The organism is Streptomyces sp. NPDC044044, from assembly GCF_056434405.1.
Genome location: NZ_JBWKFG010000006.1, coordinates 256,634 through 278,732, shown reverse-complemented (window position 1 = coordinate 278,732; position 22,099 = coordinate 256,634). Strand labels below are relative to the sequence as shown.

At 69.9% G+C, this 22,099-nt stretch carries 21 protein-coding genes and 1 pseudogene; 13 read left to right on the top strand and 9 right to left on the bottom strand.

From position 1 onward, the window contains the following. Positions 1-13 precede the first annotated feature (13 nt). From AC07AG_RS23780 to AC07AG_RS23765, 4 genes are all read right to left on the bottom strand, one after another. Entirely contained in the window at positions 14-331 is a 318-nt protein-coding gene (locus AC07AG_RS23780; RefSeq protein WP_478757435.1) for a hypothetical protein, read from the bottom strand. Positions 332-543: 212 nt separating this feature from the next. Next, on the bottom strand, positions 544-1,512 hold the full coding sequence (locus tag AC07AG_RS23775; RefSeq protein ID WP_478757433.1) for a helix-turn-helix transcriptional regulator: 969 nt from the start codon (positions 1,510-1,512) through the stop codon (positions 544-546). A 62-nt stretch (positions 1,513-1,574) separates the two neighbouring features. Further along, on the bottom strand, positions 1,575-2,558 hold the full coding sequence (locus AC07AG_RS23770; RefSeq protein WP_478757431.1) for a helix-turn-helix transcriptional regulator: 984 nt from the start codon (positions 2,556-2,558) through the stop codon (positions 1,575-1,577). Beyond that, complete coding sequence (locus tag AC07AG_RS23765; protein ID WP_478757430.1) at positions 2,555-3,544, bottom strand: helix-turn-helix transcriptional regulator; 990 nt, start codon at positions 3,542-3,544, stop codon at positions 2,555-2,557. The genes AC07AG_RS23770 and AC07AG_RS23765 overlap by 4 nt, the downstream gene beginning before the upstream one ends. 316 nt (positions 3,545-3,860) lie before the next feature. Between AC07AG_RS23765 and AC07AG_RS23760 the strand changes: the two genes are divergently transcribed. After that, positions 3,861-4,229, top strand: coding sequence for a hypothetical protein (locus AC07AG_RS23760; RefSeq protein WP_478757428.1), 369 nt, complete (start codon positions 3,861-3,863; stop codon positions 4,227-4,229). 166 nt (positions 4,230-4,395) lie between these two features. On the opposite strand, the gene AC07AG_RS23755 is transcribed toward AC07AG_RS23760, so the two are convergent. Next, positions 4,396-4,845, bottom strand: coding sequence for a pyridoxamine 5'-phosphate oxidase family protein (locus tag AC07AG_RS23755; protein ID WP_478757426.1), 450 nt, complete (start codon positions 4,843-4,845; stop codon positions 4,396-4,398). 263 nt (positions 4,846-5,108) lie between these two features. Between AC07AG_RS23755 and clpB the strand changes: the two are divergent. Together clpB and AC07AG_RS23745 are read left to right on the top strand one after the other, a co-directional pair. Further along, a pseudogene (gene clpB, locus AC07AG_RS23750) lies at positions 5,109-7,700 on the top strand (ATP-dependent chaperone ClpB); the annotation flags it as partial. Between the two features lie 181 nt (positions 7,701-7,881). After that, complete coding sequence (locus AC07AG_RS23745; RefSeq protein WP_478757425.1) at positions 7,882-8,421, top strand: YbjN domain-containing protein; 540 nt, start codon at positions 7,882-7,884, stop codon at positions 8,419-8,421. Between the two features lie 129 nt (positions 8,422-8,550). On the opposite strand, the gene AC07AG_RS23740 is transcribed toward AC07AG_RS23745, so the two are convergent. The 3 genes from AC07AG_RS23740 to AC07AG_RS23730 all read right to left on the bottom strand — a co-directional run bounded on the left by AC07AG_RS23740 (position 8,551) and on the right by AC07AG_RS23730 (position 10,251). Beyond that, positions 8,551-9,759 carry a pyridoxal phosphate-dependent aminotransferase gene (locus AC07AG_RS23740; RefSeq protein ID WP_478757423.1) on the bottom strand — a complete coding sequence of 403 codons (1,209 nt, stop codon included), beginning with the start codon at positions 9,757-9,759 and terminating at the stop codon, positions 8,551-8,553. 85 nt (positions 9,760-9,844) lie between these two features. Next, positions 9,845-10,051, bottom strand: coding sequence for a LexA family protein (locus tag AC07AG_RS23735; protein ID WP_478757422.1), 207 nt, complete (start codon positions 10,049-10,051; stop codon positions 9,845-9,847). After that, positions 10,048-10,251, bottom strand: coding sequence for a hypothetical protein (locus AC07AG_RS23730; protein WP_478757420.1), 204 nt, complete (start codon positions 10,249-10,251; stop codon positions 10,048-10,050). The genes AC07AG_RS23735 and AC07AG_RS23730 overlap by 4 nt, the downstream gene beginning before the upstream one ends. 1,026 nt (positions 10,252-11,277) lie before the next feature. On the opposite strand from AC07AG_RS23730, the gene AC07AG_RS23725 reads away from it, so the two are divergent. The 10 genes from AC07AG_RS23725 to AC07AG_RS23680 all read left to right on the top strand — a co-directional run bounded on the left by AC07AG_RS23725 (position 11,278) and on the right by AC07AG_RS23680 (position 20,849). After that, positions 11,278-11,796 carry a DUF2617 family protein gene (locus AC07AG_RS23725; RefSeq protein WP_478757418.1) on the top strand — a complete coding sequence of 173 codons (519 nt, stop codon included), beginning with the start codon at positions 11,278-11,280 and terminating at the stop codon, positions 11,794-11,796. Positions 11,797-11,993: 197 nt separating this feature from the next. After that, positions 11,994-13,562 carry a polyamine aminopropyltransferase gene (locus tag AC07AG_RS23720; RefSeq protein WP_478757416.1) on the top strand — a complete coding sequence of 523 codons (1,569 nt, stop codon included), beginning with the start codon at positions 11,994-11,996 and terminating at the stop codon, positions 13,560-13,562. Between the two features lie 46 nt (positions 13,563-13,608). Continuing rightward, positions 13,609-14,406: an SRPBCC domain-containing protein gene (locus tag AC07AG_RS23715; RefSeq protein ID WP_478757415.1), complete on the top strand. Its 798-nt coding sequence runs from the start codon at positions 13,609-13,611 to the stop codon at positions 14,404-14,406. Between the two features lie 166 nt (positions 14,407-14,572). Then, positions 14,573-15,373, top strand: coding sequence for an aldose epimerase family protein (locus AC07AG_RS23710; protein ID WP_478757414.1), 801 nt, complete (start codon positions 14,573-14,575; stop codon positions 15,371-15,373). A 30-nt stretch (positions 15,374-15,403) separates the two neighbouring features. After that, positions 15,404-15,958: an orotate phosphoribosyltransferase gene (gene pyrE, locus AC07AG_RS23705; RefSeq protein WP_249588748.1), complete on the top strand. Its 555-nt coding sequence runs from the start codon at positions 15,404-15,406 to the stop codon at positions 15,956-15,958. Positions 15,959-16,086: 128 nt separating this feature from the next. Continuing rightward, positions 16,087-17,118 carry a class II fructose-bisphosphate aldolase gene (gene fbaA / locus AC07AG_RS23700; protein WP_249588747.1) on the top strand — a complete coding sequence of 344 codons (1,032 nt, stop codon included), beginning with the start codon at positions 16,087-16,089 and terminating at the stop codon, positions 17,116-17,118. Positions 17,119-17,196: 78 nt separating this feature from the next. Next, positions 17,197-17,610 (top strand): DUF3151 domain-containing protein, encoded by a 414-nt coding sequence (locus tag AC07AG_RS23695; RefSeq protein WP_249588746.1) that lies wholly within the window; start codon positions 17,197-17,199, stop codon positions 17,608-17,610. 158 nt (positions 17,611-17,768) lie between these two features. Beyond that, a complete protein-coding gene (locus AC07AG_RS23690; protein WP_361053041.1) occupies positions 17,769-18,590 on the top strand; it encodes a tryptophan 2,3-dioxygenase family protein in 822 nt (273 codons plus the stop codon). Next, positions 18,583-19,812, top strand: a complete 1,230-nt coding sequence (kynU, locus tag AC07AG_RS23685; RefSeq protein WP_478757413.1) for a kynureninase — start codon at positions 18,583-18,585, stop codon at positions 19,810-19,812. Before AC07AG_RS23690 ends, kynU begins: the two co-directional genes overlap by 8 nt. Positions 19,813-19,970: 158 nt before the next feature. Beyond that, on the top strand, positions 19,971-20,849 hold the full coding sequence (locus AC07AG_RS23680) for an alpha/beta hydrolase (RefSeq protein ID WP_478757412.1): 879 nt from the start codon (positions 19,971-19,973) through the stop codon (positions 20,847-20,849). 8 nt (positions 20,850-20,857) lie between these two features. Here AC07AG_RS23680 and AC07AG_RS23675 read toward each other — a convergent pair whose 3' ends face one another. Then, entirely contained in the window at positions 20,858-22,090 is a 1,233-nt protein-coding gene (locus AC07AG_RS23675; protein WP_478757410.1) for a cytochrome P450, read from the bottom strand. Between the last annotated feature and the right edge of the window lie 9 nt (positions 22,091-22,099).

Sequence of the window (22,099 nt, the reverse complement as noted above, 5' to 3'; positions counted from 1 at the left end):
CAGCGCCGGTGAACTAGTGGTGTGCGTCCGTGTTGTTTATCTTGAACGTGCACTCGTAGGTGTCGTATTTACCCCGGTAGCCGTTGCGCAGCCTGTCGTAGTGCTGCTCATCGACCTCGTTGTTGCAGTTGTAGTCCGTGTACCAGCCGTTGGAGTACCACGTGTTGGCCTTCTTGCAGTACCCGTGACCGGCGGTTGAGTACCAGTAGCCCCGGCAGCCGTCGTCCCACGACCTTTCGCTGGAGGCGCTCGACGTCGGAGCGGTGAGGCCGACGGCCGTGGCCGCCAACGCCGCCACTACAAATGCCTTCGCTGCCTTCGTGGTTGTCATCCGGATTACAAAGGAAACCTTTTCCATTTCCCCCCCTGGGGATTGACGATGGTGGCGCGAGATCGACCCGAACCGGGCTAGCTCCGCCGACATCCACCTTGGTGCGGCTGGGGATGTGCCGCCAGCGTCATCTTGTTGCAGTGCATCTCGCTGAGGAGGGGACGAATGGTGCAGGGGCGCATTATTGTGCACCGGCGAGCGCTTCTTCGGGCTCAGTCGTCCGTGTTCAGGATCCCCGACTGGCTTATTAGATAGCCGAGTTGGGCACGGCTTCGGCTGCCCAGAGTGGTGGCCAGTTTGGCTATGTGGACGCGGGCCGTGCGGATGTTCATGCCGAGGCGTTCCGCGATCTCGGCGTCGGTCAGGCCCTCGACGAGAAGCTTGGTGATGGCGCGCTGGCGAGGCGTGATGCCGTTCTCGGCGGGCTGGGGCGCGGCCTGGGGCCACATGGGGGTGGCGAGGCGCCACAACCGCCAGAACGTGGTGGCGAAGTACTCGACGAGGCCCGGGTGGCGCACTTCGAGGGCCACGCTGCGGTCCTTGCTGGCCGGGATGAACGCCACCGTCCGGTCGAAGACGAAGAGGCGCTCGGTGACTTCGTCGAGGGTGCGGGCCTCGGCATCGCCCTCCAGCTGCTCGAAGTAGCCGAGCACGGGCAGGGAATGACGTGTCGTGTGCTGGTAGAGCGTGCGCATCCGACAGCCGCGGCTGAGGATCGCCTGGTCCCGGGGGAGCGCTTCGGCGAGGGTCTCCGGCGGGCGTGTGCCGCCGGGCTGGATGGCGAGGAACTCCTCGGTGACGTCGCGCATGGCCCGGTCTATGGCGGCGTTGATGCGTTCCAGGCCGTCGAGGACGGTGATCGCGGGGTTCTCTTCGACAGAGTTGAGCTCCGCGTCCAGGGCGATGAGCGGCTCGAACGCCGAGGCCAGGCGCCTCTCCAGCCGATGCTGGTCCTCGACGCGGTCCTCGAAGGTGCGGAGCAGCCGGGGCAGGGCGACGGCCGGCGCGGTGGGGTGCAGCCACCGCATGTCGTCCAGGTCGGGGTGGAGGAGGCCGAAGTCGACGAGGCAGGGGGTCTGCGCGGCGTCCTCGCTGCGGACGCGGCCCTCGCGCAGGGCGCGGGTGTAGACGGCCAGGCCGGGCTCGCAGAGCTGCTCGGCGGTGTGCGGTACGTGCTCCATGGCCGTCTCCACTTCTCTGACCTCCGCTCTCCGCGTCTCTTGAGTCCTCTGCGGCTCCGCGCTCATGTCTCGGGGTTCAGAATCCCGGACCGCCCTATGAGATAGCCGAGCTGGGTCCGGCTCCGGCTGTCGAGGATGGTGGCGAGCTTGGCGATGTGGACGCGGGCCGTGCGCACGTTCATGCCGAGGCGGGTGGCGATCTCGGTATCGGTGAGGCCCTCGACGAGGAGGCTGGCTATGGCGTGCTGCCGGGTGGTGACGCCGTCCTTCGTGGGCTGCGGCGCCGCATGCGGGAACATGGGCGTCGCAAGGCGCCACTGGCGGTAGAAGGCCGTGACGAGGAACTCGATGATGGCGGGATGACGCAGTTCCAGTGCGACGGAGCGGTCCGCGCTGGCCGGAATGAACGCGACGGTGCGGTCGAAGAGGAACAGCCGCTCCGTCACCTCGTCCAGAGTGCGCACCTCAACATCGCCGTCGAGTTGCTCGAAGTGGGCGAGGGCTGCCAGGTCATGCCGGTTCGTGTGCTGGTAGAGGGTCCGCATCCGCGCTCCACGGGAGAGCAGTGCCTGCTCGCGCGGGATGGCAGCGGCCAATATGTCGACCGGGCGGGCGCCACCGGGCTGGATCGTGAGAACTTCTTCCGAGCTCACTGCCACGGCCTGATCGATGACTTCGATGATCCGTGGAATTCCCCGCAGTACGGTGACGGCGACGGGGGCGCTCGAGGCGGGGGCATTGGCGGCGCCTGCGCCGAGCGCCATGAGCGGTTCGAACGCCGCGGCCAGTCGCGCCCCATGGCGGCGTTGCTCCGTAATGCGTTCGGTGATGGCCCCGAGCAGCCGGGGAAGAGCCACAGCGGGGGCTGTCGGTTTCAGCCACCGGGCGTCTTTCTCGTCCTGGTGCAGGAGGCCGAAGTCGACCAGACACGGTGCCGCCCGTGCGTCATCGCGCGCGACCCGTCTCTCTCGCAGCGCGCGCACATAGAGCTGTGTCCCCGCGTCACACAACTCTTCCGGGCCGTGGGAGTGGGCTTCCACCGTCATTCGGGGCGATCTTGGTCGAGGATGCCCGACTGGGCTATCAGATAGCCGAGCTGGGCCCGGCTTCCACTGCCCAGTGCGGCGGCGATCTTGGCGATGTGGGCTCGGCAAGTACGGACGTTCATGCCGAGGCGGCGGGCGATCGCCTCGTCGACGTGACCGTCGATGAGGAGTTTGGCGATGGTGCGTTGAACGCCGGTAATTCCGTTGTGCGCCGGGCTGTAAGGGGTTTCCTCGCGCAGCGGGGTCGCCTGCTCCCAGAACTGGTCGAAGACGGAGGCAAGGTACGCGACGAGGCCCGGATGACGGAGCTCCAGGGCTACTTGTCGGTCACGGCGGGCGGGTATGACCGCTGTCGCCCGGTCGAAGATGATCATTCGGTCGATCAGCTCCTCCAGCGTCCTGACCTGGATCTGGCGGGGGTCGAGCTGCTCGAGGTAGGCGAAGACGCCAGGGCCGTGGCGCACCGTGTGCTGATACAGCGTTCGCATGCGCACGCCTCGGTCCAGAGGTTCTCGCACACGTTCCAGGGACTGGGAGAGCATGTCGCCGCCGCGAACGCCGCCGGGCTGGATGGTGAGTATTTCCTCCCTGCATACGGCTGTCGCCGCGTCCAGTGTGGCGTTGATACTCGCCAAGCCTTCGAGGACCGTGATGGCGTGCGTGGCCACCGATGGTTGTGAACTGATGTTCATGAAAGGCTCAAACACATCGGTTAGTTCGATGGTGAGCTGTCGCCGGTCCCTGATCTCGCGCTCGATGGGGTGAAGGCGCTGCGTGAGGATGGCGGACGGCGGTACGGGACGCAGCCAATTCGCGTCGTCCGGATCCGGGTGCAACAGCGCGAATTCGACCAAGCAGGGGGCGGGTTCAATCTCCGCCCGGGCGATGCGCCCCGCACTCAGGGCGCTTGCATAGAGACGCGCCCCCTCATCGCAGAACTCAGTGATGGGGTGGGGATGTGTCGGTTTCGTGCTTGTTGTGAGCAATTCTCCACCCCCCAGGGTCCTGTACGTACAGGAACATGATGCATCGATCCTGTGGCCTCGACGTGCTGGATTAAGACATCGTCTTTCTGGAGCCGGGGGATAGGACCTACCAAGTGAGGACGAAGCTGACGATGTTCACGAGAATGCTTCGCTCGGCGCTAGTCATGACCGTCGCTGCCGCGGCGTTCACCCTTGCAACTGCGGGTGACGTTTCCTGGAACTCCTCCGGGGGCGCCTCGGGAAGCGGTGTCGCAACGCAGGCCGCCAAGGGGGATGTCTCTTGGAATGTCCTGCCTGGGGCTGAGGGTGTCGCGTCATGAGTACTCCCCCCGACGACCGCACCTTCCGCCGAGAAATGGCCACCGCCTACCGATCCGGCTGGCACTTCATCGATCTCGCCACCGCGATACCCCACGCAGGCGACTCCTTGATGGTCACGCTCCTCGGTGAGCCGGTAGTCGTCACCCGTGACGACGAGGAGGAGATCCGGGCCTACCGGTGCCTCCGCAAGCCGCGCGGCGCCCCGCAGCCCGTGCGGTGTGCCATTCGGTACGGGATGGTCTTCGTCAATCTCGACCGGCGTGACCACCAGCTGGTCGGTGACCCCGGCCGGCCCGGAGAGCAGCAGGACCAGCAGAGTTCGAGCACTACAGGAGCCATCACAGCCACCCCCCGCAGCGCCTGACGCGATCCCCCGTCGTTGTACATCGCGCAGGTGCTTCCCCCAGCAGCGGCGCCACCGTGGACCTGAACACGGTGGCGCCGCTGTGGTGTGCCCCGGCCCCGGCCCCGGCTCCGGTTGCAGCTCCGGCCCCGGCTCCGTCCCCCGTTCCCCGCGGCCGAAGGGCGAGCTACTCCGCCGTCACGGCCCTGCTGCCCATCGCCCGCGTCAGCGTGATCTCGATGACCACGCGCTTCGGATTCACCCTCGGAGCCCTCTCGTACCGCTCCTCGTAGCGCCGCTCGCCCTCCGCGATCTCCGCAGCCTCCGTACGCACCCGCGCGTACCCCTCCAGCGTCGCCCAGCGCCGCCCGTCCACCTGGCAGACCGCCACCCGCGCCCCCGGCCCCCCGTCGCCCGGCCCCTCGTCGCCCGACCCCGTCGCCGCGCGGACGTGGGAGACCTTTGCGCTCGACCCGCTCGCAAGGATGCGGGCCACACCCGCCTCCGGGTCGTACGTCACGCCGACCGGAACGACGTGCGGGGTGCCGTCGGGGCGCAGTGTCGTCAGCGTGCAGAGATGCCGTTCGCGCCAGAAGCTGAGGTAGGCGGGGGTCGGGTGATGCGGGTCCATGGCCATGCAGCGAACCTAACCGCCGCCCGACCGCCGCCCGCGCGCACCCTGCCCTCGCCCCCCCGCGCACCCTGCCCTCGCTTCCTTGAGTGGAATAGACTCAACTTTATGTACGCTGTTTAAGTCAGGTGGGGCGGAGGGCACCCGCCAGGCCGTACGCCGGACGGGCCGTACATCCGCCAGGCCGTACACCCGCCAGGCCCTACGCCATACCGGCCGTACGCCATACGGATCGCAAGATCGCAGGATCGCAAGGAGGAGACGACTACGTGGACGCCGAGCTGACCAACAGGAGCCGGGACGCGATCAACGCGGCCAGCAACCTGGCCGTGAAGGACGGGCACCCCGACCTGACCCCCGCGCATCTGCTGCTCGCGCTGCTCGAGGGGCAGGACAACGAGAACATCACCGACCTGCTCGCCGCGGTCGAGGCCGACCAGGCCGCCGTCCGCGCCGACACCGAGCGGGCGCTGAGCACTCTGCCCAGCGTCACGGGATCCACCGTCGCGCCCCCGCAGCCCAACCGCGAGCTGCTCGCGGTCATCGCCGACGCCTCGCAGCGCGCGAAGGAGCTGGGCGATGATTACCTCTCCACCGAGCATCTGCTGATCGGCATCGCCGCCAAGGGCGGTCCCGCGGGTGAGGTCCTGAGCCAGCACGGGGCCACCGCCAAGAAGCTGCTCGACGCGTTCGAGAAGGCAAGGGGAGGACGCCGGGTGACCACTCAGGACCCGGAGGGTCAGTACAAGGCCCTGGAGAAGTTCGGCACCGATTTCACCGCCGCCGCCAGGGAGGGCAAGCTCGATCCCGTCATCGGGCGGGATCAGGAGATCCGGCGCGTGGTGCAGGTCCTGTCCCGGCGCACGAAGAACAACCCCGTCCTCATCGGCGAACCCGGCGTCGGCAAGACGGCCGTCGTCGAAGGGCTCGCGCAGCGCATCGTGAAGGGGGACGTCCCCGAGTCCCTCAAGAACAAGCGGCTCGTCTCGCTCGACCTGGGGGCCATGGTCGCGGGCGCGAAGTACCGCGGTGAGTTCGAGGAGCGCCTCAAGACCGTCCTCTCCGAGATCAAGGAGAGCGACGGGCAGATCATCACCTTCATCGACGAGCTGCACACCGTCGTGGGGGCCGGTGCCGGGGGTGATTCCGCCATGGACGCCGGCAACATGCTCAAGCCCATGCTCGCCCGCGGCGAGCTGCGGATGGTCGGCGCGACCACCCTCGACGAGTACCGCGAGCGGATCGAGAAGGACCCCGCCCTGGAGCGCCGCTTCCAGCAGGTCCTCGTCGACGAGCCGAGCGTCGAGGACTCCATCGCGATCCTCCGCGGGCTCAAGGGGCGCTACGAGGCTCATCACAAGGTCCAGATCGCCGACAGCGCACTCGTCGCGGCCGCCGCGCTCTCCGACCGGTACATCACCTCCCGCTTCCTTCCCGACAAGGCCATCGACCTGGTCGACGAGGCCGCGTCCCGGCTGCGCATGGAGATCGACTCGTCGCCGCTGGAGATCGACGAACTCCAGCGCGCCGTCGACCGCCTGAAGATGGAGGAGCTGGCGCTCAGCAAGGAGACCGACCCCGCGAGCAAGGAGCGCCTCGAAAGGCTGCGGCGCGACCTCGCCGACAAGGAGGAGGAGCTGCGCGGGCTCAACGCGCGCTGGGAGAAGGAGAAGCAGTCCCTCAACCGCGTCGGTGAGCTGAAGGAGAAGCTCGACGAGCTGCGCGGCCAGGCCGAACGCGCCCAGCGCGACGGCGACTTCGACACCGCGAGCAAGCTGCTCTACGGAGAGATCCCCACCCTCGAACACGACCTTGAGGTCGCTTCCGAGGCCGAGGAGGAGGTCTCCAAGGACACGATGGTCAAGGAGGAGGTCGGTCCCGACGACATCGCCGATGTGGTCGGAGCCTGGACCGGCATCCCCGCGGGACGCCTCATGGAGGGCGAGACGCAGAAGCTCCTGCGCATGGAGGAGGAGCTCGGCAAGCGGCTCATCGGGCAGACCGAGGCCGTGCAGGCGGTGTCGGACGCCGTGCGCCGCACGCGGGCCGGTATCGCCGACCCCGACCGCCCCACCGGCTCCTTCCTCTTCCTGGGCCCGACCGGCGTCGGCAAGACCGAGCTGGCGAAGGCCCTCGCGGACTTCCTCTTCGACGACGAGCGCGCCATGGTCCGCATCGACATGAGCGAGTACGGCGAGAAGCACAGCGTGGCCAGGCTGGTCGGCGCCCCGCCCGGGTACGTCGGCTACGAGGAGGGCGGCCAGCTCACCGAGGCCGTGCGCAGGCGCCCGTACAGCGTCGTCCTGCTCGACGAGGTCGAGAAGGCGCACCCTGAGGTCTTCGACGTGCTGCTCCAGGTCCTCGACGACGGGCGGCTCACCGACGGGCAGGGGCGGACGGTGGACTTCCGCAACACCATCCTGGTCCTGACGTCGAACCTCGGCAGTCAGTACCTCGTCGAGCCGCTGACCTCCGAGGAGGAGAAGAAGCAGCAGGTCCTGGAAGTCGTACGGGCCTCTTTCAAGCCGGAATTCCTCAACCGGCTCGACGACCTCGTGGTCTTCTCCGCGCTCAGCAAGGACGAGCTCGCGCACATCGCCGAGCTGCAGATCGAGCGGCTCGCCAAGCGGCTCGCCGAGCGGCGGCTCACGCTGGAGGTCTCCCCGGAGGCGCTCGCGTGGCTGGCGGACGAGGGCAACGACCCGGCGTACGGAGCGCGGCCCCTGCGGCGCCTCATCCAGACGTCCATCGGCGACCGGCTCGCCAAGGAGATCCTCTCGGGCGAGGTGAAGGACGGGGACACGGTCCGCGTGGACACCTTCGGCGACGGCCTGATCGTCGGCCCCGCGACAGGAGAGAGCGCCGGAAGCACAGCAGGAAGTACAGCTGGAAGCACACCCGGAAGCACCCCCGGAAATTCAGCGGGAAAGACCCTGTGAAGGGTTTCAGGGCGGCATAACCCGGTCACATCGGGGGCGGGGGTTGCGGGCCCCCGCCCGACATGGGGCAGGATGGCGGAATCCGTACGAAGGGACTAAGCACGTGAGCATCGACCCGTCCTCGATTCCGAATTTCGGGGGACAGCCCGAACCGCAGCAGGGCGATGGACCGGCGGGCCCCGTTGTCCCCGACCAGGACCTGGTCAAGCAGCTCCTGGACCAGATGGAGCTCAAGCACGTCGTCGACGAAGAGGGTGACCTCGCGGCGCCGTGGGAGGAGTTCCGCACGTACTTCATGTTCCGTGGCGAAGGGGACCAGCAGGTCTTCTCGGTGCGGACGTTCTACGACCGCGCGCACGGCATCGAGGAGAAGTCCCAGCTCCTCGAGGCGATCGACGACTGGAACCGCCGCACCCTGTGGCCGAAGGTCTACACGCACACCCACGACGACGGCACCGTCCGCCTCATCGGCGAGGCGCAGATGCTGATCGGCACCGGAGTCTCCCTCGAGCACTTCGTGTCGTCGACGGTCAGCTGGGTGCGCGCCGCGATCGAGTTCGACAAGTGGCTCGTCGAGCAGCTCGGCCTCGAGGCCGAGGTCGACGCCACCGAGGGTGAAGAGAAGCCCGGCGACGAGGCCTAGGCCCCACGTCCGCGCGAGAGCCCGGCCGGGACGCCCACCACGCAGATGGGCGCTCCCCGGCCGGGCTCTCGCGTTACGGAGCCGTGCGAAACGGAGCCGTGCGAAACGGAGACGTGAGACCTGCGCCGGTCACAGCGACTTGAGCCGGGAGACCGCTTCCGCGAGGACTTCGTCCTTCTTGCAGAACGCGAAGCGCACGAACGGGGCGCCGGCCTCCCGGTGGTCGTAGAAGACCGCGTTCGGGATGGCGACCACGCCGACGCGCTCGGGCAGGGCACGGCAGAAGGCGAAGCCGTCACTCTCGCCGAGGGGACGGATGTCGGTGGTGATGAAGTACGTGCCCGCAGGCCGGTAGACGTCGAAGCCGGCCGCCGTGAGGCCTTCACCCAGGAGGTCCCGCTTGGCCCGCATGCCCTCGCGGAAGGACGCGAAGTACGAGTCCGGCAGGGCGAGCGCCTCGGCGATGGCGTACTGGAACGGACCCGACGACACATACGTGAGGAACTGCTTCGCCGACCGGACCGCCGTCACGAGCTCGGGCGTGGACGTGATCCAGCCGACCTTCCAGCCGGTGTACGAGAAGGTCTTGCCCGCGGAGCCGATCGTCACCGTGCGCTCGCGCATGCCGGGGAACGAGGCGAGGGGGATGTGCGTCGTGCCGTCGCCGTCGTCGAAGACGAGGTGTTCGTAGACCTCGTCCGTGACCACGAGGAGGTCGCGCTCGACCGCGAGCTTCGCGATCTCGGTGAGCTCCGCGCGGGTCAGGACCGTGCCGGTCGGATTGTGCGGGGTGTTGAGGAGCAGCAGCCGGGTGTGGGGCGTGATCGCGTCGCGCAGCTCGTCCAGGTCGAGCCGGAAGCGCCCCTCGGCGGCGTCCGGGCGCAGCGTCACGGGCACGCGCCTGCCGCCGGCCAGGGCGATCGACGCCGCGTACGAGTCGTAGTACGGCTCCAGGGCGATCACCTCGTCGCCGGGCTCGACCAGGGCGAGCAGGGACGCCGCGATCGCCTCGGTGGCACCCGCCGTGACCAGGACCTCGCGGTCGGGGTCGTACGAGAGGCCGTACTGCCGCCGCTGGTGCTCGGCGACGGCGGTGCGGAGCTCGGGGATGCCGGGGCCCGGCGGGTACTGATTGCCGCGCCCGTCCCGCAGCGCGCGCACCGCGGCCTCACGGATCTCCTCGGGACCGTCCGTGTCCGGGAAGCCCTGGCCGAGGTTGATGGCCCCCGTTTTCACGGCAAGCGCAGACATCTCGGCGAAAATCGTCGTACCGAACTCGGCGAGGCGGCGGTTGAGCAGCGGGCGCGCGTTCCCGGAAGTGGAGGTCATGGCCGCCATCCTGCGCCGAACTTCTGGGGTTCCTCAACTCACGTAGGGGCTTGGCGGCCTGAAGCGATGCCCGAGGCGTGGCTACGTACGGGAGTCAGGCGAGCCGATATATCCGGGCACGGTGGCCGGCACGAGCGATGGCCCCGAGCGCTTCGAGGCGCTTCAGCTGGTAATGCACGGCCGACTTGCTCGAAAGCCCCACCTCGGCCCCGATCTCTTCGAGGGTGGGGCACACACCCGTCTCGGCTATCGCTTCCCTGATGCAGCGAAGGATCTGCTCCTGGCGCTCGGTGAGACTCACTGTCCGGCGCCGTCCGAGCGGGCACGCTGCCGCAGTTCGGCGCGCTCGGCAGGGCTCAGCGGGCGCCGTGCCAGTGCCATGGAGAGCGCGAGCAATCGGCGGCGCAGTGCGGTGCGGCCCGGCTGCTGGGCAAGCTGCGCGTAGGTCGCAGTCCACTCCCGCTGTATGCGTACTAGGTCATCGGGAATCGAAGGCTCCATGCATGCGACTAGATCACATGTTCGATTTTTATGACAAGGCGAAACGCCGCGACGTGACTGAGCGCGCGGCTGCCTCTACTCGGGGGCTCAGGTCTGCGGCGCTCGCTTCGCTGGCCGGGCCGAGCGAGAGCCCGCTGACGGGCACCGGTCCGGCGCTCGAACCCGGTGCCCGACAGTCGAGAGCTCACCCCTCGCGCCATCGGCCAGGGCCTTGGCGCCTCCTGCGCAGGAAATCACGGCCACAGAAGGCAGTGAGGCGCTAACAGCCCTTGAACTGCCCCCTGATCAGGTCAGGGGCAATTGCCCCGCGAGAACCCTCTGAACTTGCTCAACTCTGCTTTGGGTCAGCGTGCACGAGGGCATTCCCCTTTCACGCAAGTACAACGTGAAAAGAGAACGCGGACCCACGGGGGGCCTGCTTCGGGGGAACGGAAAGGGGCGTGGAGGTCATGATCCTGGTCTTCGTGTTTGTCGCGGTTGTTCTGGTCGTCGTCGCACTCGCTGTTGCCAGTGGCAAGGGAAGCGGTAAGAGGTCGCACTCCGGTGGGGCCGGTGCGTCAGGTTCCGCGGCCGGTGGCGGCTGGTGGGTCGGTGGTGGTGACAGTGGCGGCCACCACGGCGGCAGCTCCTGTGGCGGCGGTTCGTCCTGCGGCGGCAGCTCTTCGTGCGGCGGCGGTGGCGGTGGCGGTTGTGGTGGTGGCGGAGGCAGCTGACACGGGGCAGCTGGTCCGTCCATCTGTTGAAGTGCCCGGTGGGAGGCAACTCCTGCCGGGCACTTTGTCGTTGAGCCATTGAACAGTTGAACTGTGCAGCCCCCGAGGGGATGGAAACCCTCCGAAGTTGGGTAAAAATGGTGTGGCAGTGCAGCAGTCCATGATTCCCTCTTAACCGTCAGCACCGCCCTCGTACGGACGACTTGGACAAACAGGCCGTTCGTTCGCGTGGGCACGAGCCGGCATTCCGACCGCCCGGTGTCCGACCGGGTGCGCCGGCACCACCTCCATTGCGTGTTAGCGGAGCCGACCCATGCTCACGACCCTGAAGACTGTCTATACCGACACGTGCGCCGCGGACCTCGCCTGGACCCTTGGGCGCGAGCCGCTGCCCGCGCTCGCCACACTCGAACTCGAACTCAGCGATGCCAAAATGGAGTTGAGGCTCCTGGGGGCCTCGCACCAGGTGCTCCTCGAAGAGGAGCAGGGCACCTGTTCCGAGACCGTCGCCTGCATCCCCGGCAGCAGTACGCCACTCCCGCTCGGCGTCTCCAAGCGCCTGGGCGAGTGGGAGTACGAATTCGCGGCGCGCGTCGAGACCCTCTCGCGCGGCCAGTTCGCGGGGCGAGCGCAGGAGCTGCTCGCCCTGGTGGCCGAGCATCCGCACGGCCTCGCGGGGGTCTTTCCCGGCAGCCCGCACGCGTTCACGGCGATGCTGGCGCAGCGGCACGAGGGCTCGGTGCAATGGCGCACCTGGCACGCCTACCCGCAGGACGGGCAACTCGTCGCGACCCGCACTCGCGTGGGAGTTCGGATGCCGGCGACTCTCTGAGCGGCGGCCCGGGGCGCTGGCGGCGCTCCGACCAGGGCGCTCGCGGCGCTCCGACCGGGCCGCTCGCGGCGCTCCGGCCAAGGGCCGACCAGGGCGTCACCAAGTGCCCCTTGCCGCACCCCATTTACACCTCTGACGTCGAGGTGCACCCTTGTGGGTGACTGGACGTGAGAGTTCGGTGACGTAGCGTTCCCAAGGTGATCGAGCCGTCAACGCCTTTACCCGTGACGCCCAGGACGGGGCGGTTCCTCGTCCTGGCGGGCGTCTTCATCTGCGCGGCCTGCGGTCTGGTGTACGAACTCGAACTCGTCGCCCTCGCCTCGTACCTCATCGGTGACTCGGTCACGCAGGCGTCGGTGGTCCTCTCCGTGATGGTCTTCGCCATGGGTATCGGCTCCCTGCTCGCCAAGCGCCTGCGGTGCCGTGCCGCCGCCGGATTCGGCCTGGTCGAGTCCGCGCTCGCACTGGTCGGCGGGCTGAGCGCGATGGCGTTGTACGCGGCGTTCGCCTGGACCGGCGACCGGGGCGAGGTCTGGGCGGGCGGCTCGCGGTATCTGCTCGTCGCGTTCTCGCTCGCCATCGGCCTGCTCATCGGCGCCGAGGTGCCGCTCCTGATGGTGCTCATCCAGCGGATCAGACGGCAGGACCCCAGCGGCGCGGTCTCGGACCTGTTCGCCGCCGACTACGTGGGCGCGCTGGTGGGCGGCCTCGCCTTCCCCTTCCTCCTGCTCCCCCTGCTCGGCCAGCTGACCGGGGCGCTGATCACCGGCGCGGTCAATGCGCTCGCGGGCGGCGCCCTCGTCTTCGGTCTCTTCCGGCACGACCTGAGCGTGCGCGGCCGCTGGGCGCTGCTCGTCGCGAACGTCACCGTCCTCGGGGTGCTCGCCTCGGCCGCCGTGCTCGTCGGCGACTTCGAGGCGGCGGCGCGGCGGGCGGTCTACGGCAAGGACGTACGGGTCGCCGTGCAGACCGACGTCCAGGAAGTGGTCCTCACCGGCGGCCGGCTCGACTCGCTCGACCTCTACCTCGACGGGCGCCTGCGCGTCAGCGGCCGCGACGAGCACCGCTACCACCGCGCGCTCGTCGGCCCCGCGATGAACGGCCGCCGCGAGAGCGTGCTGATCCTGGGCGGCGGCGACGGCCTCGCGGCGCGCGAGGTGCTGCGGCATTCCGGGGTGCGGCGGGTGGACATCGTCGAACTCGACCGGGGGGTGGTGGAGTTGGCGCGCAGCGACCCCGCGCTGAGCGAGCTGAACGAGCAGGTGTACCGCGACCCCCGGGTGCGCGTGGTGCACGCCGACGCGTTCCGCTGGCTGCGCTCGCCCCCTCGTACGTACGACGTGGTGATCTCCGATCTGCCCGACCCCGGCATCACCGCGAGCACCAAGCTCTACTCCCAGGAGTTCTACGGCCTCGTGTGCCGGGCCCTGGCCGCGGGCGGCCGTCTCTCCGTGCACGCGGGGCCTGTCGCCGCGCGGCCCCGCGCCTTCTGGACGGTGGAGGCGACGCTGCGGGCGGCGGGTCTGCGGACCGAGCCGTACCGCGTGGGCGGCCGTCTCTCCGGGTTCGCGGCGGGCCCCGACCGGACGGCGGACGGCGCGTCGGCGCCGCGCGACTGGGGCTTCGTCCTGGCGGCCGGATCCCGCCCCGTCCTCGACCCGCCCCGGACGGCCGGGCTGCTGCGGGTGGACGTGGCGTCCGCCGAACGGACGCGGATGCGGGGGTTGACCCCCTCCACTCTGGTGCACCCGCGGTACGCGAACTGACGAACTGACGTACATGGTCTCGGCCACGTGGGTAGGCTCGGTTGCCATGGAGCATGAGGTGTTCGTTCCGGTTCCCGCCGACCGTCTTCAGCAGGTGCTGAGTGACCCCGAGCAGGTCGCTGGGGCGGTGCCCGGACTGCAGCGCGACGCGGACGAGTCCGCGTCACCGCTCTCCGGCCGTCTCAAGGTGCGGGTCGGCGGCCACACGATCACGTACCGCGGCGCGGCGCGGGTCGCGTCGCGGGGCGACGGTTCCTTCGCGATCGAGGGCGAGGGCGTGGAGGTGCGGGGCGGTGGCTCCGTGAAGCTTTCGCTGGTGCTGCGGCTTGAGTCCGCCGCAGAGGGCGAGGGCGGGACTCGGGTCGTCTTCTCCGGTACGGGTGCGGGCGAGGGGCGCGTCTCCGAAAGTTCTCCACAGGCTGTGGAGGGCGCGGTGCGGAGGCTGCTCGAGCGGTTCGCGGAGGGGTTGGGGCGGGGGGCCGATGAGCCCGAGCCCAAGCCCGAGGCCGAGCCTGTCGTGGTGGAGCCTGTCGATCCGCCCTCTGCCGCTGCCTCTGCCTCCGCCTCCGCCTCCGTCTTCGAGACGGACGTTCCGCCTTCGTCGTTCGACGAAGCCGAGGAAGAGATCTTGGTGCCGCCCGCGGAGGCCGCGCACGCCCGGCGGACGATGATCGGCCGCAGCGCGGAGGAGGTCGACCACGCGCCGCCCCGGGGGCGGTACGCTCCCGCGCCGGCGGCCGAGTCGATGTCCACCAGCGCGACGCTGCGGTGGGCCGCGCCTGCCGCCGCGGTGGTGCTGGCCTCGGCGATCGTGGTGGGGCGGGCGCTTCGCCGCAGGCGGTGAGCGCTCCGGCGAGGACATCTTGTACGGGTCCGGGGCGCAGCCCCAGGCAGGCCCGGGGCGCAGGCACGCCACGCGGCGGAGCCGCAGATGGATAAGGCCGGGGCAGATCGATACGGCCGGGAAGGGGCGGGGTCGGGGACAAATCCGTGGCCGTAGGGTCGACCCCGTGAGTAGCGACGAAGACGTGACACTGACCGCGGGCGACGCGGAAATCACCCTGCGGCCGGGGAACGGCTGCCGGGTCGGGAGCCTCAAGGTCGGCGGCCTGGAGCTGCTGCGCCAAGGCGACCGCTACGGCTGCTTCCCCATGGCCCCTTGGGCCGGCCGCATCCGCGAGGGAAAGTTCCGCAACGGCGGCACGACCCACCAGATGCCCCTCAACTCCCCGCCCCACGCCATCCACGGCTTCGCCCGCGACGCGGCCTGGCGTACCGCCCGTGCGGGGAGGACCGAGGCCGCCTTCACCTACGACCTCGCCGACCCCTGGCCCTACGAAGGCCGCGTCACCCAGCTCGTCGCCCTCACCGAGGACTCCCTCACCCTCACCCTGGGCATCGAGACGTACGGCGACTCCTTCCCCGCCCAGGCGGGCTGGCACCCGTGGTTCAACCGCAGCCTCGGCGACCCGGCGGGCGAAGGCGTGCGCGTCGACTTCAGCCCCGCCTGGCAGGAGGAGCGCGGCGACGACCACCTCCCCACCGGCAACCGCATCGCCCCGACCGCCAGCCCCTGGGACGACTGCTTCGGCATGCCCGACGGCGTCGACGTCACCCTCACCTGGCCCGAGCAGCTGGAGCTCAAGGTGAAGAGCCGAGAGCAGTGGGTCGTCGTGTACGACGAGCAGGAAGCCGCCGTGTGCGTCGAGCCGCAGACCGGGCCGCCCGACGGCCTCAACACCCTGCCCCGCCTCGTCACCCCCATCGACCCCCTGGAGACGTCGACGACCTGGACCTGGACGCGGCTCTGAGCCGCTGGACGCGGCTTTAAGCTGACAGGCATGACTGACGACGTACGTGGCGCCCTGCTGCAGCAGATCAAGGACAAGGCCGTGGTGCACGGCAAGGTGACCCTCTCCTCGGGTCTCGAAGCCGATTACTACATCGACCTGCGCCGCATCACCCTCGACGGCGAGGCCGCCCCCCTGGTCGGCCAGGTGCTTCTCGACCTCACCGCCGACCTCGACTTCGACGCCGTCGGCGGCCTCACCATGGGCGCCGACCCCGTCGCCGGCGCGATGCTGCACGCCTCCGCCGCGCGCGGCAAGCGCCTCGACGCCTTCGTCGTGCGCAAGGCCGCCAAGGCGCACGGCATGCAGCGCCGGGTGGAGGGCCCCGACATCAAGGGCCGCCGCGTACTCGTCGTCGAGGACACCTCCACCACCGGTGGCTCCCCGCTCACCGCCGTCGAGGCCGTGCGCGAGGCCGGTGCCGAGGTGGTCGGCGTCGCGACCATCGTCGACCGCGCCACCGGCGCGGGCGAGAAGATCACCGAGGGCGCCGGGGTGCCGTACCTCTTCGCGTACTCCAAGGACGACCTCGGCCTCAGCGACTGAGTACCGGCGACTGAGGACCTACGTCCGGGCCGAGCCGCCCGGCAAGTCTGGAAAGATGGGGGCGACGATGACGTCGCCCCCTTAGGTCAGGGCCAAGCACACACCCGCACATCACAAGGAGCGGACACATGCCCATCGCAACCCCCGAGGTCTACGCCGAGATGCTGGACCGGGCGAAGGCAGGCAAGTTCGCCTACCCGGCCATCAACGTGACCTCCTCGCAGACCCTGCACGCTGCGCTGCGCGGTTTCGCGGAGGCCGAGAGCGACGGCATCATCCAGATCTCCACCGGTGGTGCGGAGTTCCTGGGCGGCCAGCACAACAAGGACATGGTGACGGGCGCCGTGGCCCTCGCCGAGTTCGCGCACATCGTCGCCGCGAAGTACGACATCACCGTCGCGCTGCACACCGACCACTGCCCCAAGGACAAGCTGGACACGTACGTCCGTCCGCTGATCGACGTCTCCGCAGAGCGCGTCAAGGCCGGCCGTAACCCGCTCTTCCAGTCGCACATGTGGGACGGCTCCGCCGAGACCCTCGCCGACAACCTGGCCATCGGCCAGGAGCTGCTCGCGAAGGCCGCCGCCGCGAAGATCATCCTCGAGGTCGAGATCACCCCGACCGGTGGCGAGGAGGACGGCGTCACGCACGAGATCAACGACGAGCTGTACACGACCGTCGACGACGCGCTGCGTACGGCCGAGGCCCTGGGCCTGGGCGACAAGGGCCGCTACCTCCTGGCCGCGTCCTTCGGCAACGTCCACGGCGTCTACAAGCCGGGCAACGTCGTCCTGCGTCCCGAGCTCCTCAAGGACCTCCAGGAGGGCGTCGCGGCCAAGCACGGCAAGGCCGCGGGCTCGCAGCCGTTCGACTTCGTCTTCCACGGCGGCTCCGGCTCCACCGCCGAGGAGATCGCGACCGCCCTGGAGAACGGCGTCGTGAAGATGAACCTCGACACGGACACGCAGTACGCCTTCACGCGTCCCGTCGCGGACCACATGTTCAAGAACTACGACGGCGTCCTGAAGGTCGACGGCGAGGTCGGCTCGAAGAAGACGTACGACCCCCGCACCTGGGGCAAGGCCGCCGAGGCGGGCATGGCCAAGCGCGTCACCGAGGCCTGCGCGAACCTGCGCTCCACGGGCACGAAGCTGAAGTAACCGCCCTGGCGGTCCGTACGGGCCCGGCACCCTTCCCTGGGTGCCGGGCCCGTACGCGTATGGAGCAGACTGGAACCCATGGCCATTCACAAGGATCTGCTCGGGGGACCGCCCCCGACCCACCTGCCCGACGACCCGGAGCCGCGTGAGCTCCTCGCGAACGGCGCGGCGCCCGCCGACGTCGCCGCGAAGTACCCGACCTCCTCGCTCGCCTGGGCGCAGCTCGCCGACGAGGCGTTCGAGCGCGGCAGCGTCGTCGAGTCCTACGCGTACGCCCGCACGGGCTACCACCGCGGCCTCGACTCGCTGCGCCGCGCGGGCTGGAAGGGCCACGGCCCGGTGCCGTGGGAGCACGAGCCGAACCGCGGCTTCCTGCGTGCCCTGCACGGCCTCGCGCGCGCCGCGCAGTCGATCGGCGAGCAGGAGGAGTACGAGCGCTGCTCGGGCTTCCTGAGGGACTCCTCCGCGGCGGCGGCGGACACCCTGGGTTAGCACCCCAAGACGTGCGTGACCTGCCTGGACGCCGCTGTGACCAGGCAGGTCTTGCCGTTTCGTGGGATGTTGCGGAGGATGCCGGTGGGGACCGGGGCCCCCGTGTCGGTAACGGCAGGGGCGGACCGCTACCCGGAGTACGTATCAAGGAGATCGCGATGTCCCAAGAGGCGGACACCCCGAACCTCGACTTCGCAGGAACCACCCCTTACGAGGACTACGTCCAGGCGGACGTCCTCACGCACCTCCAGCACCTGCGCTCGGACGACCCCGGCGAGATGGTCTTCCTGGTCACCACCCAGGTGATGGAGCTGTGGTTCACGGTCATCGTGCACGAGTGGGAGACCGCGTCGCACGCCCTGCGCCGCGACGACATCCCCACCGCCGTGGCCGCGCTCAAGCGCAGCCTGCGCGAGCTGGAGGCGCTGAACGCCTCCTGGCGCCCGCTCGCCCAGCTGACCCCCGGGCAGTTCAACTCCTACCGTTCCGCGCTCGGCGAGGGATCCGGATTCCAGTCCGCGATGTACCGCCGTATGGAGTTCCTGCTCGGCGACAAGTCCGCGTCCATGCTGGTGCCGCACCGGGGCGCGCCGCGCGTGCACGCGGAGCTGGAGAAGGCGCTCCAGGAGCCGAGCCTCTACGACGAGGTCCTCGCCCTGCTCGCCCGCCGCGGCCACGCCGTGCCGGCCGCCGTGCTGCAGCGTGACCTGACGCAGAAGTACGAGCCTTCGCCCGAGGTCGAGAAGGTGTGGACCGACCTCTACTCCGGCGACGAGAGCGATGAACTCGCCCGGCTCGGCGAGGTGTTGACGGACGTGGGCGAGCTGGTGTGGCGCTGGCGCAACGACCACCTGGTGGCGACCCGGCGCGCGATGGGCTCCAAGACGGGCACGGGCGGCTCGGCCGGCGTGGCCTGGCTGGAGAAGCGCGCGACGAAGAACGTCTTCCCCGAGCTGTGGACTGCGAGGAGCCATGTCTGAGGTTTCGTACGACGACCTCCGTGCGCAAGCGGCGAAGAAGGACGCAGCGGACGAACTCGGCCCGAAGCGCGAGGAGTTCGTCCTGGACGACACCGTCTACCTGGACGGGAATTCGCTCGGCGCGCTGCCGGTGAACGTCCAGGCCCGCGTGGCGGACGTCATCTCGCGCCAGTGGGGCCAGCTCCGCATCCGCTCCTGGGACGAGAGCGGCTGGTGGACCGCCCCCGAGCGCATCGGCGACCGCATAGCCCCCCTCGTGGGCGCCGCCCCCGGCCAGATCGTCGTCGGCGACTCGACGAGCGTGAACGTCTTCAAGGCCCTGGTCGCCGCGGTACGCATGGTCCGTGACCCGGGCGAGGGGCGCGACGAGATCGTGGTTGACGCGACGACGTTCCCCACGGACGGGTACATCGCTCAGTCGGTGGCGCGGATGACGGGATGCACGCTGGTGCCGGTCGCGCCGGGCGAGGTGCGCGGAGTCCTCGGCCCGCGAACGGCCGTGGTGCTCCTCAACCACGCCGACTACCGCACCGGACGGCTGCACGATCTGCCCGGCCTGACGGCGGCCGTGCACGACGCGGGCGCGCTCGTGGTCTGGGACCTGTGCCACACCGCGGGCGCGCTGCCCGTCGGGCTCGACGAGCACGGCGTCGACCTCGCGGTCGGGTGCACCTACAAGTACCTGAACGGGGGGCCGGGTTCACCTGCCTACATCTACGTACGGGCGGATCTGCAGGCCCGCTTCGACTCCCCGCTGCCCGGCTGGAACTCGCACGCGGAGCCCTTCGGCATGCGGCCGGAGTTCGAGGCGGCGGACGGCGCCGTGCGGGGCCGGGTCGGTACGCCCGACATCCTGTCGATGCTGGCGCTCGACGCGGCGCTCGACGTCTGGGACGGGGTGTCCATCGAGGCCGTACGGGCCAAGTCCCTTGCCCTGACGGACTTTTTCGTCGAGTGCGTGAAGGCCTACGTCCCCGAGGGCCGGGTCGAGGTGATCACCCCGGCCGCGCACGAGGAGCGCGGCAGCCAGGTCGCGCTGCGCTGCGAGGACGCGGGTGATGTCATGCGGCGCCTGGTCGAGCAGGGCGTGGTCGGTGACTTCAGGGCGCCGGACGTGCTGCGGTTCGGCTTCACGCCGTTGTACGTCGGCTTCGCCGATGTGGAGCGGGCGGCGGGAGTCCTCGCGCGGACGCTGGGTGAGACTGGTGAGACCACCGGCTGATCCACCGGCTGATGGCTTCCGGTGATTCCGTCCCCGGATCCCGCCCCTTCACGGGCGTGGTTCGGGGCGGAACCCCGGTATCGGGAAGGGGCGGGGTAGGGGAAGATCAAATGAACACCCACCCGCAGCAGCTCCACTCCCCGCAGAGAGGTTGTCGCATGCCGGACGACGCCGCCGCCGTGGCCCGCGATGCCGCAGAGGCCGACTCCGCCTTCTCGCACCCCGCGGTGACGCCCGACGCCACCGCCGCGTACGGCGAACACCCCGACCAGGTGGTCGACTTCTTCGCACCACGGACCGTCACGGAGACCCCCGCCCCCCTCGTCGTCGTCCTGCACGGCGGCGCCTGGCGGGCCCCGTACGACCGGCAGCACATCACCCCCTTCGCGGACTTCCTGGCCAGACGGGGCTTCGCCGTGGCCAATGTCGAGTACCGGCGCGGCAGTTCGATTCCCGCCCAGGGGGGCGGCCCCGCCGCGGGCCGCTGGCCCGAGACCTTCGACGACGTCGCGGCCGCCTTCGACGCGCTGCCCGCGCTCGTCGCCGAAGTCCTGCCGTCGGCCGACGCCCGCCGCACGGTCGTCACGGGCCACTCCGCAGGCGGCCACCTCGCGCTCTGGGCCGCGTCCCGGCACGTGCTGCCCACCGGCTCCCCCTGGCGCATCGACCGGCCCGCCGCCTTCCGTGGCGTCGTCGCCCTCGCGCCCATCGCCGACTTCCGCGTGGCGCAGGAGCTGGGTGTCTGCTCGGATGCCGCGCTCCAACTCCTCGGCGGCGACGAGAAGTTCGACGAGCGTCTCCCGCACGCCGACCCGGCGGCCCTGCTGCCGACCGGCATCGCCACGACCGTCGTCCAGGGCCGCACGGACATCGTCGTGCCGCAGGCGGTCGCCGAGGCGTATGCCGACGCGGCGGCGAAGGCGGGCGAGGTCGTCGGCGTCACGCTCCTGGAGGACGTCGGGCACTTCCCGCTGATCGACCCGGCGGCCGACGCGTGTGCGGTGGTGGCGGAGGAGATCGCGCAGCTGGCGTTCTGAGGGCGGGATCAGGGGACCTGCACGAGGAGCTCCCGCAGCCCCCGGATCACGAAGTTCGGCCTGCGCTCCGGCTCGGAGGCGAGAGACAGGCCCGGCGCCCGGCGCAGCAATGCCCCGAGCGAGGCGGCCAGTTCGATGCGGGCCAGGGGTGCGCCGATGCAGTAGTGGATGCCCGCGCTGAAGGAGATGTGCGGGTTGTCGGCGCGGGCCAGGTCCAGTTCGGCCGGGGCGGTGAAGACCGCCGGGTCGTGGTTGGCCGAGCCGAAGAGGAGGGCGACCTCGCTGCCGCGCGGGATCACGGTGCCGTCGACCTCGATGTCGTCCAGGACCCACCGCTCGAAGAGCTGGAGCGGGGTGTCGTACCGCATCAACTCCTCCACGGCGGTCGGGATCAGACCCCCGGGATCCGCGCGCAGGGCGGCCAGCTGTTCCGGGTTGCGGAAGAGCGCGTACCAGCCGTTGACGGTGGCGTTGACCGTCGCCTCGTGCCCCGCGTTGAGCAGCAGCACGCAGGTGGAGATCATCTCCTGCTCGCTGAGGGACTCCCCGTCCTCGTGGGCGGCGATGAGCCCCGAGATCAGGTCGTCGCCGGGCTTCTCGCGTCGTACGGCGATGAGTTCGCGCAGGTACGCCGAGAATTCGAGCGAGGCGCTGACGGCCCGCCGCGCCGTCTCCTCGGACGGTTTCAGCTCGTACATCCCGCAGATGTCGGCCGACCAGGGCCGCAGCTGGTCCCGGTCGGACTCGGGGATGCCCAGCATCTGCGCGATGACGGCCACCGGCAGCGGCTCGGCGACGCGGGCCGCGAGATCCCCGCCCCCGTCGGCCACCAGACCCTCCACAAGCCGATCGGCCAACTCCTCGACATACATGCGGAGTTGCTCCACGGTGCGCGGCGTGAACGCCTTCGACACCAGGCGCCGGATCCGGGTGTGGGTCGGCGCCTCCAGGTCGAGCATGCCGTTGTCGTTCAGGACGTGGAACGGCTCGTGTCCGGGCGGAGGCGCCTGGCGCCCGAACTCCTCGTGCGTGAAGCGGTGCAGATAGGTTCGTCCGAGCCGCCGGTCCCGCAGCAGCGCCGACACGTCGGCGTGGTGCGGGATCAGCCACTGGTCGGTCGGTTCGAAGTGGTGGACCCGCCCGGCGGCCCGCAGCTGTGCGTAGGCCGGGTAGGGGTCGGCGATGAACTCCGGCGACCAGGGGGCGAAGGGAGGTGCGGGGGCGTCCATGGAGGCGTCCATGGAGGGACG

Excerpts from the sequence above, each read along its gene's own strand:
- AC07AG_RS23675 (WP_478757410.1), bottom strand. The coding sequence starts at position 22,090 with ATGGACGCCTCCATGGACGCCCCCGCACCTCCCTTCGCCCCCTGGTCG.
- AC07AG_RS23715 (WP_478757415.1), top strand. The coding sequence starts at position 13,609 with ATGGAGCATGAGGTGTTCGTTCCGGTTCCCGCCGACCGTCTTCAGCAG.
- AC07AG_RS23755 (WP_478757426.1), bottom strand. The coding sequence starts at position 4,845 with ATGGCCATGGACCCGCATCACCCGACCCCCGCCTACCTCAGCTTCTGG.
- AC07AG_RS23775 (WP_478757433.1), bottom strand. The coding sequence starts at position 1,512 with ATGGAGCACGTACCGCACACCGCCGAGCAGCTCTGCGAGCCCGGCCTG.
- AC07AG_RS23770 (WP_478757431.1), bottom strand. The coding sequence starts at position 2,558 with ATGACGGTGGAAGCCCACTCCCACGGCCCGGAAGAGTTGTGTGACGCG.
- AC07AG_RS23690 (WP_361053041.1), top strand. The coding sequence starts at position 17,769 with ATGTCCCAAGAGGCGGACACCCCGAACCTCGACTTCGCAGGAACCACC.
- AC07AG_RS23725 (WP_478757418.1), top strand. The coding sequence starts at position 11,278 with ATGCTCACGACCCTGAAGACTGTCTATACCGACACGTGCGCCGCGGAC.
- AC07AG_RS23780 (WP_478757435.1), bottom strand. The coding sequence starts at position 331 with ATGACAACCACGAAGGCAGCGAAGGCATTTGTAGTGGCGGCGTTGGCG.
- AC07AG_RS23730 (WP_478757420.1), bottom strand. The coding sequence starts at position 10,251 with ATGGAGCCTTCGATTCCCGATGACCTAGTACGCATACAGCGGGAGTGG.
- AC07AG_RS23680 (WP_478757412.1), top strand. The coding sequence starts at position 19,971 with ATGCCGGACGACGCCGCCGCCGTGGCCCGCGATGCCGCAGAGGCCGAC.
- AC07AG_RS23760 (WP_478757428.1), top strand. The coding sequence starts at position 3,861 with ATGAGTACTCCCCCCGACGACCGCACCTTCCGCCGAGAAATGGCCACC.
- AC07AG_RS23695 (WP_249588746.1), top strand. The coding sequence starts at position 17,197 with ATGGCCATTCACAAGGATCTGCTCGGGGGACCGCCCCCGACCCACCTG.
- fbaA (WP_249588747.1), top strand. The coding sequence starts at position 16,087 with ATGCCCATCGCAACCCCCGAGGTCTACGCCGAGATGCTGGACCGGGCG.
- AC07AG_RS23740 (WP_478757423.1), bottom strand. The coding sequence starts at position 9,759 with ATGGCGGCCATGACCTCCACTTCCGGGAACGCGCGCCCGCTGCTCAAC.
- kynU (WP_478757413.1), top strand. The coding sequence starts at position 18,583 with ATGTCTGAGGTTTCGTACGACGACCTCCGTGCGCAAGCGGCGAAGAAG.
- pyrE (WP_249588748.1), top strand. The coding sequence starts at position 15,404 with ATGACTGACGACGTACGTGGCGCCCTGCTGCAGCAGATCAAGGACAAG.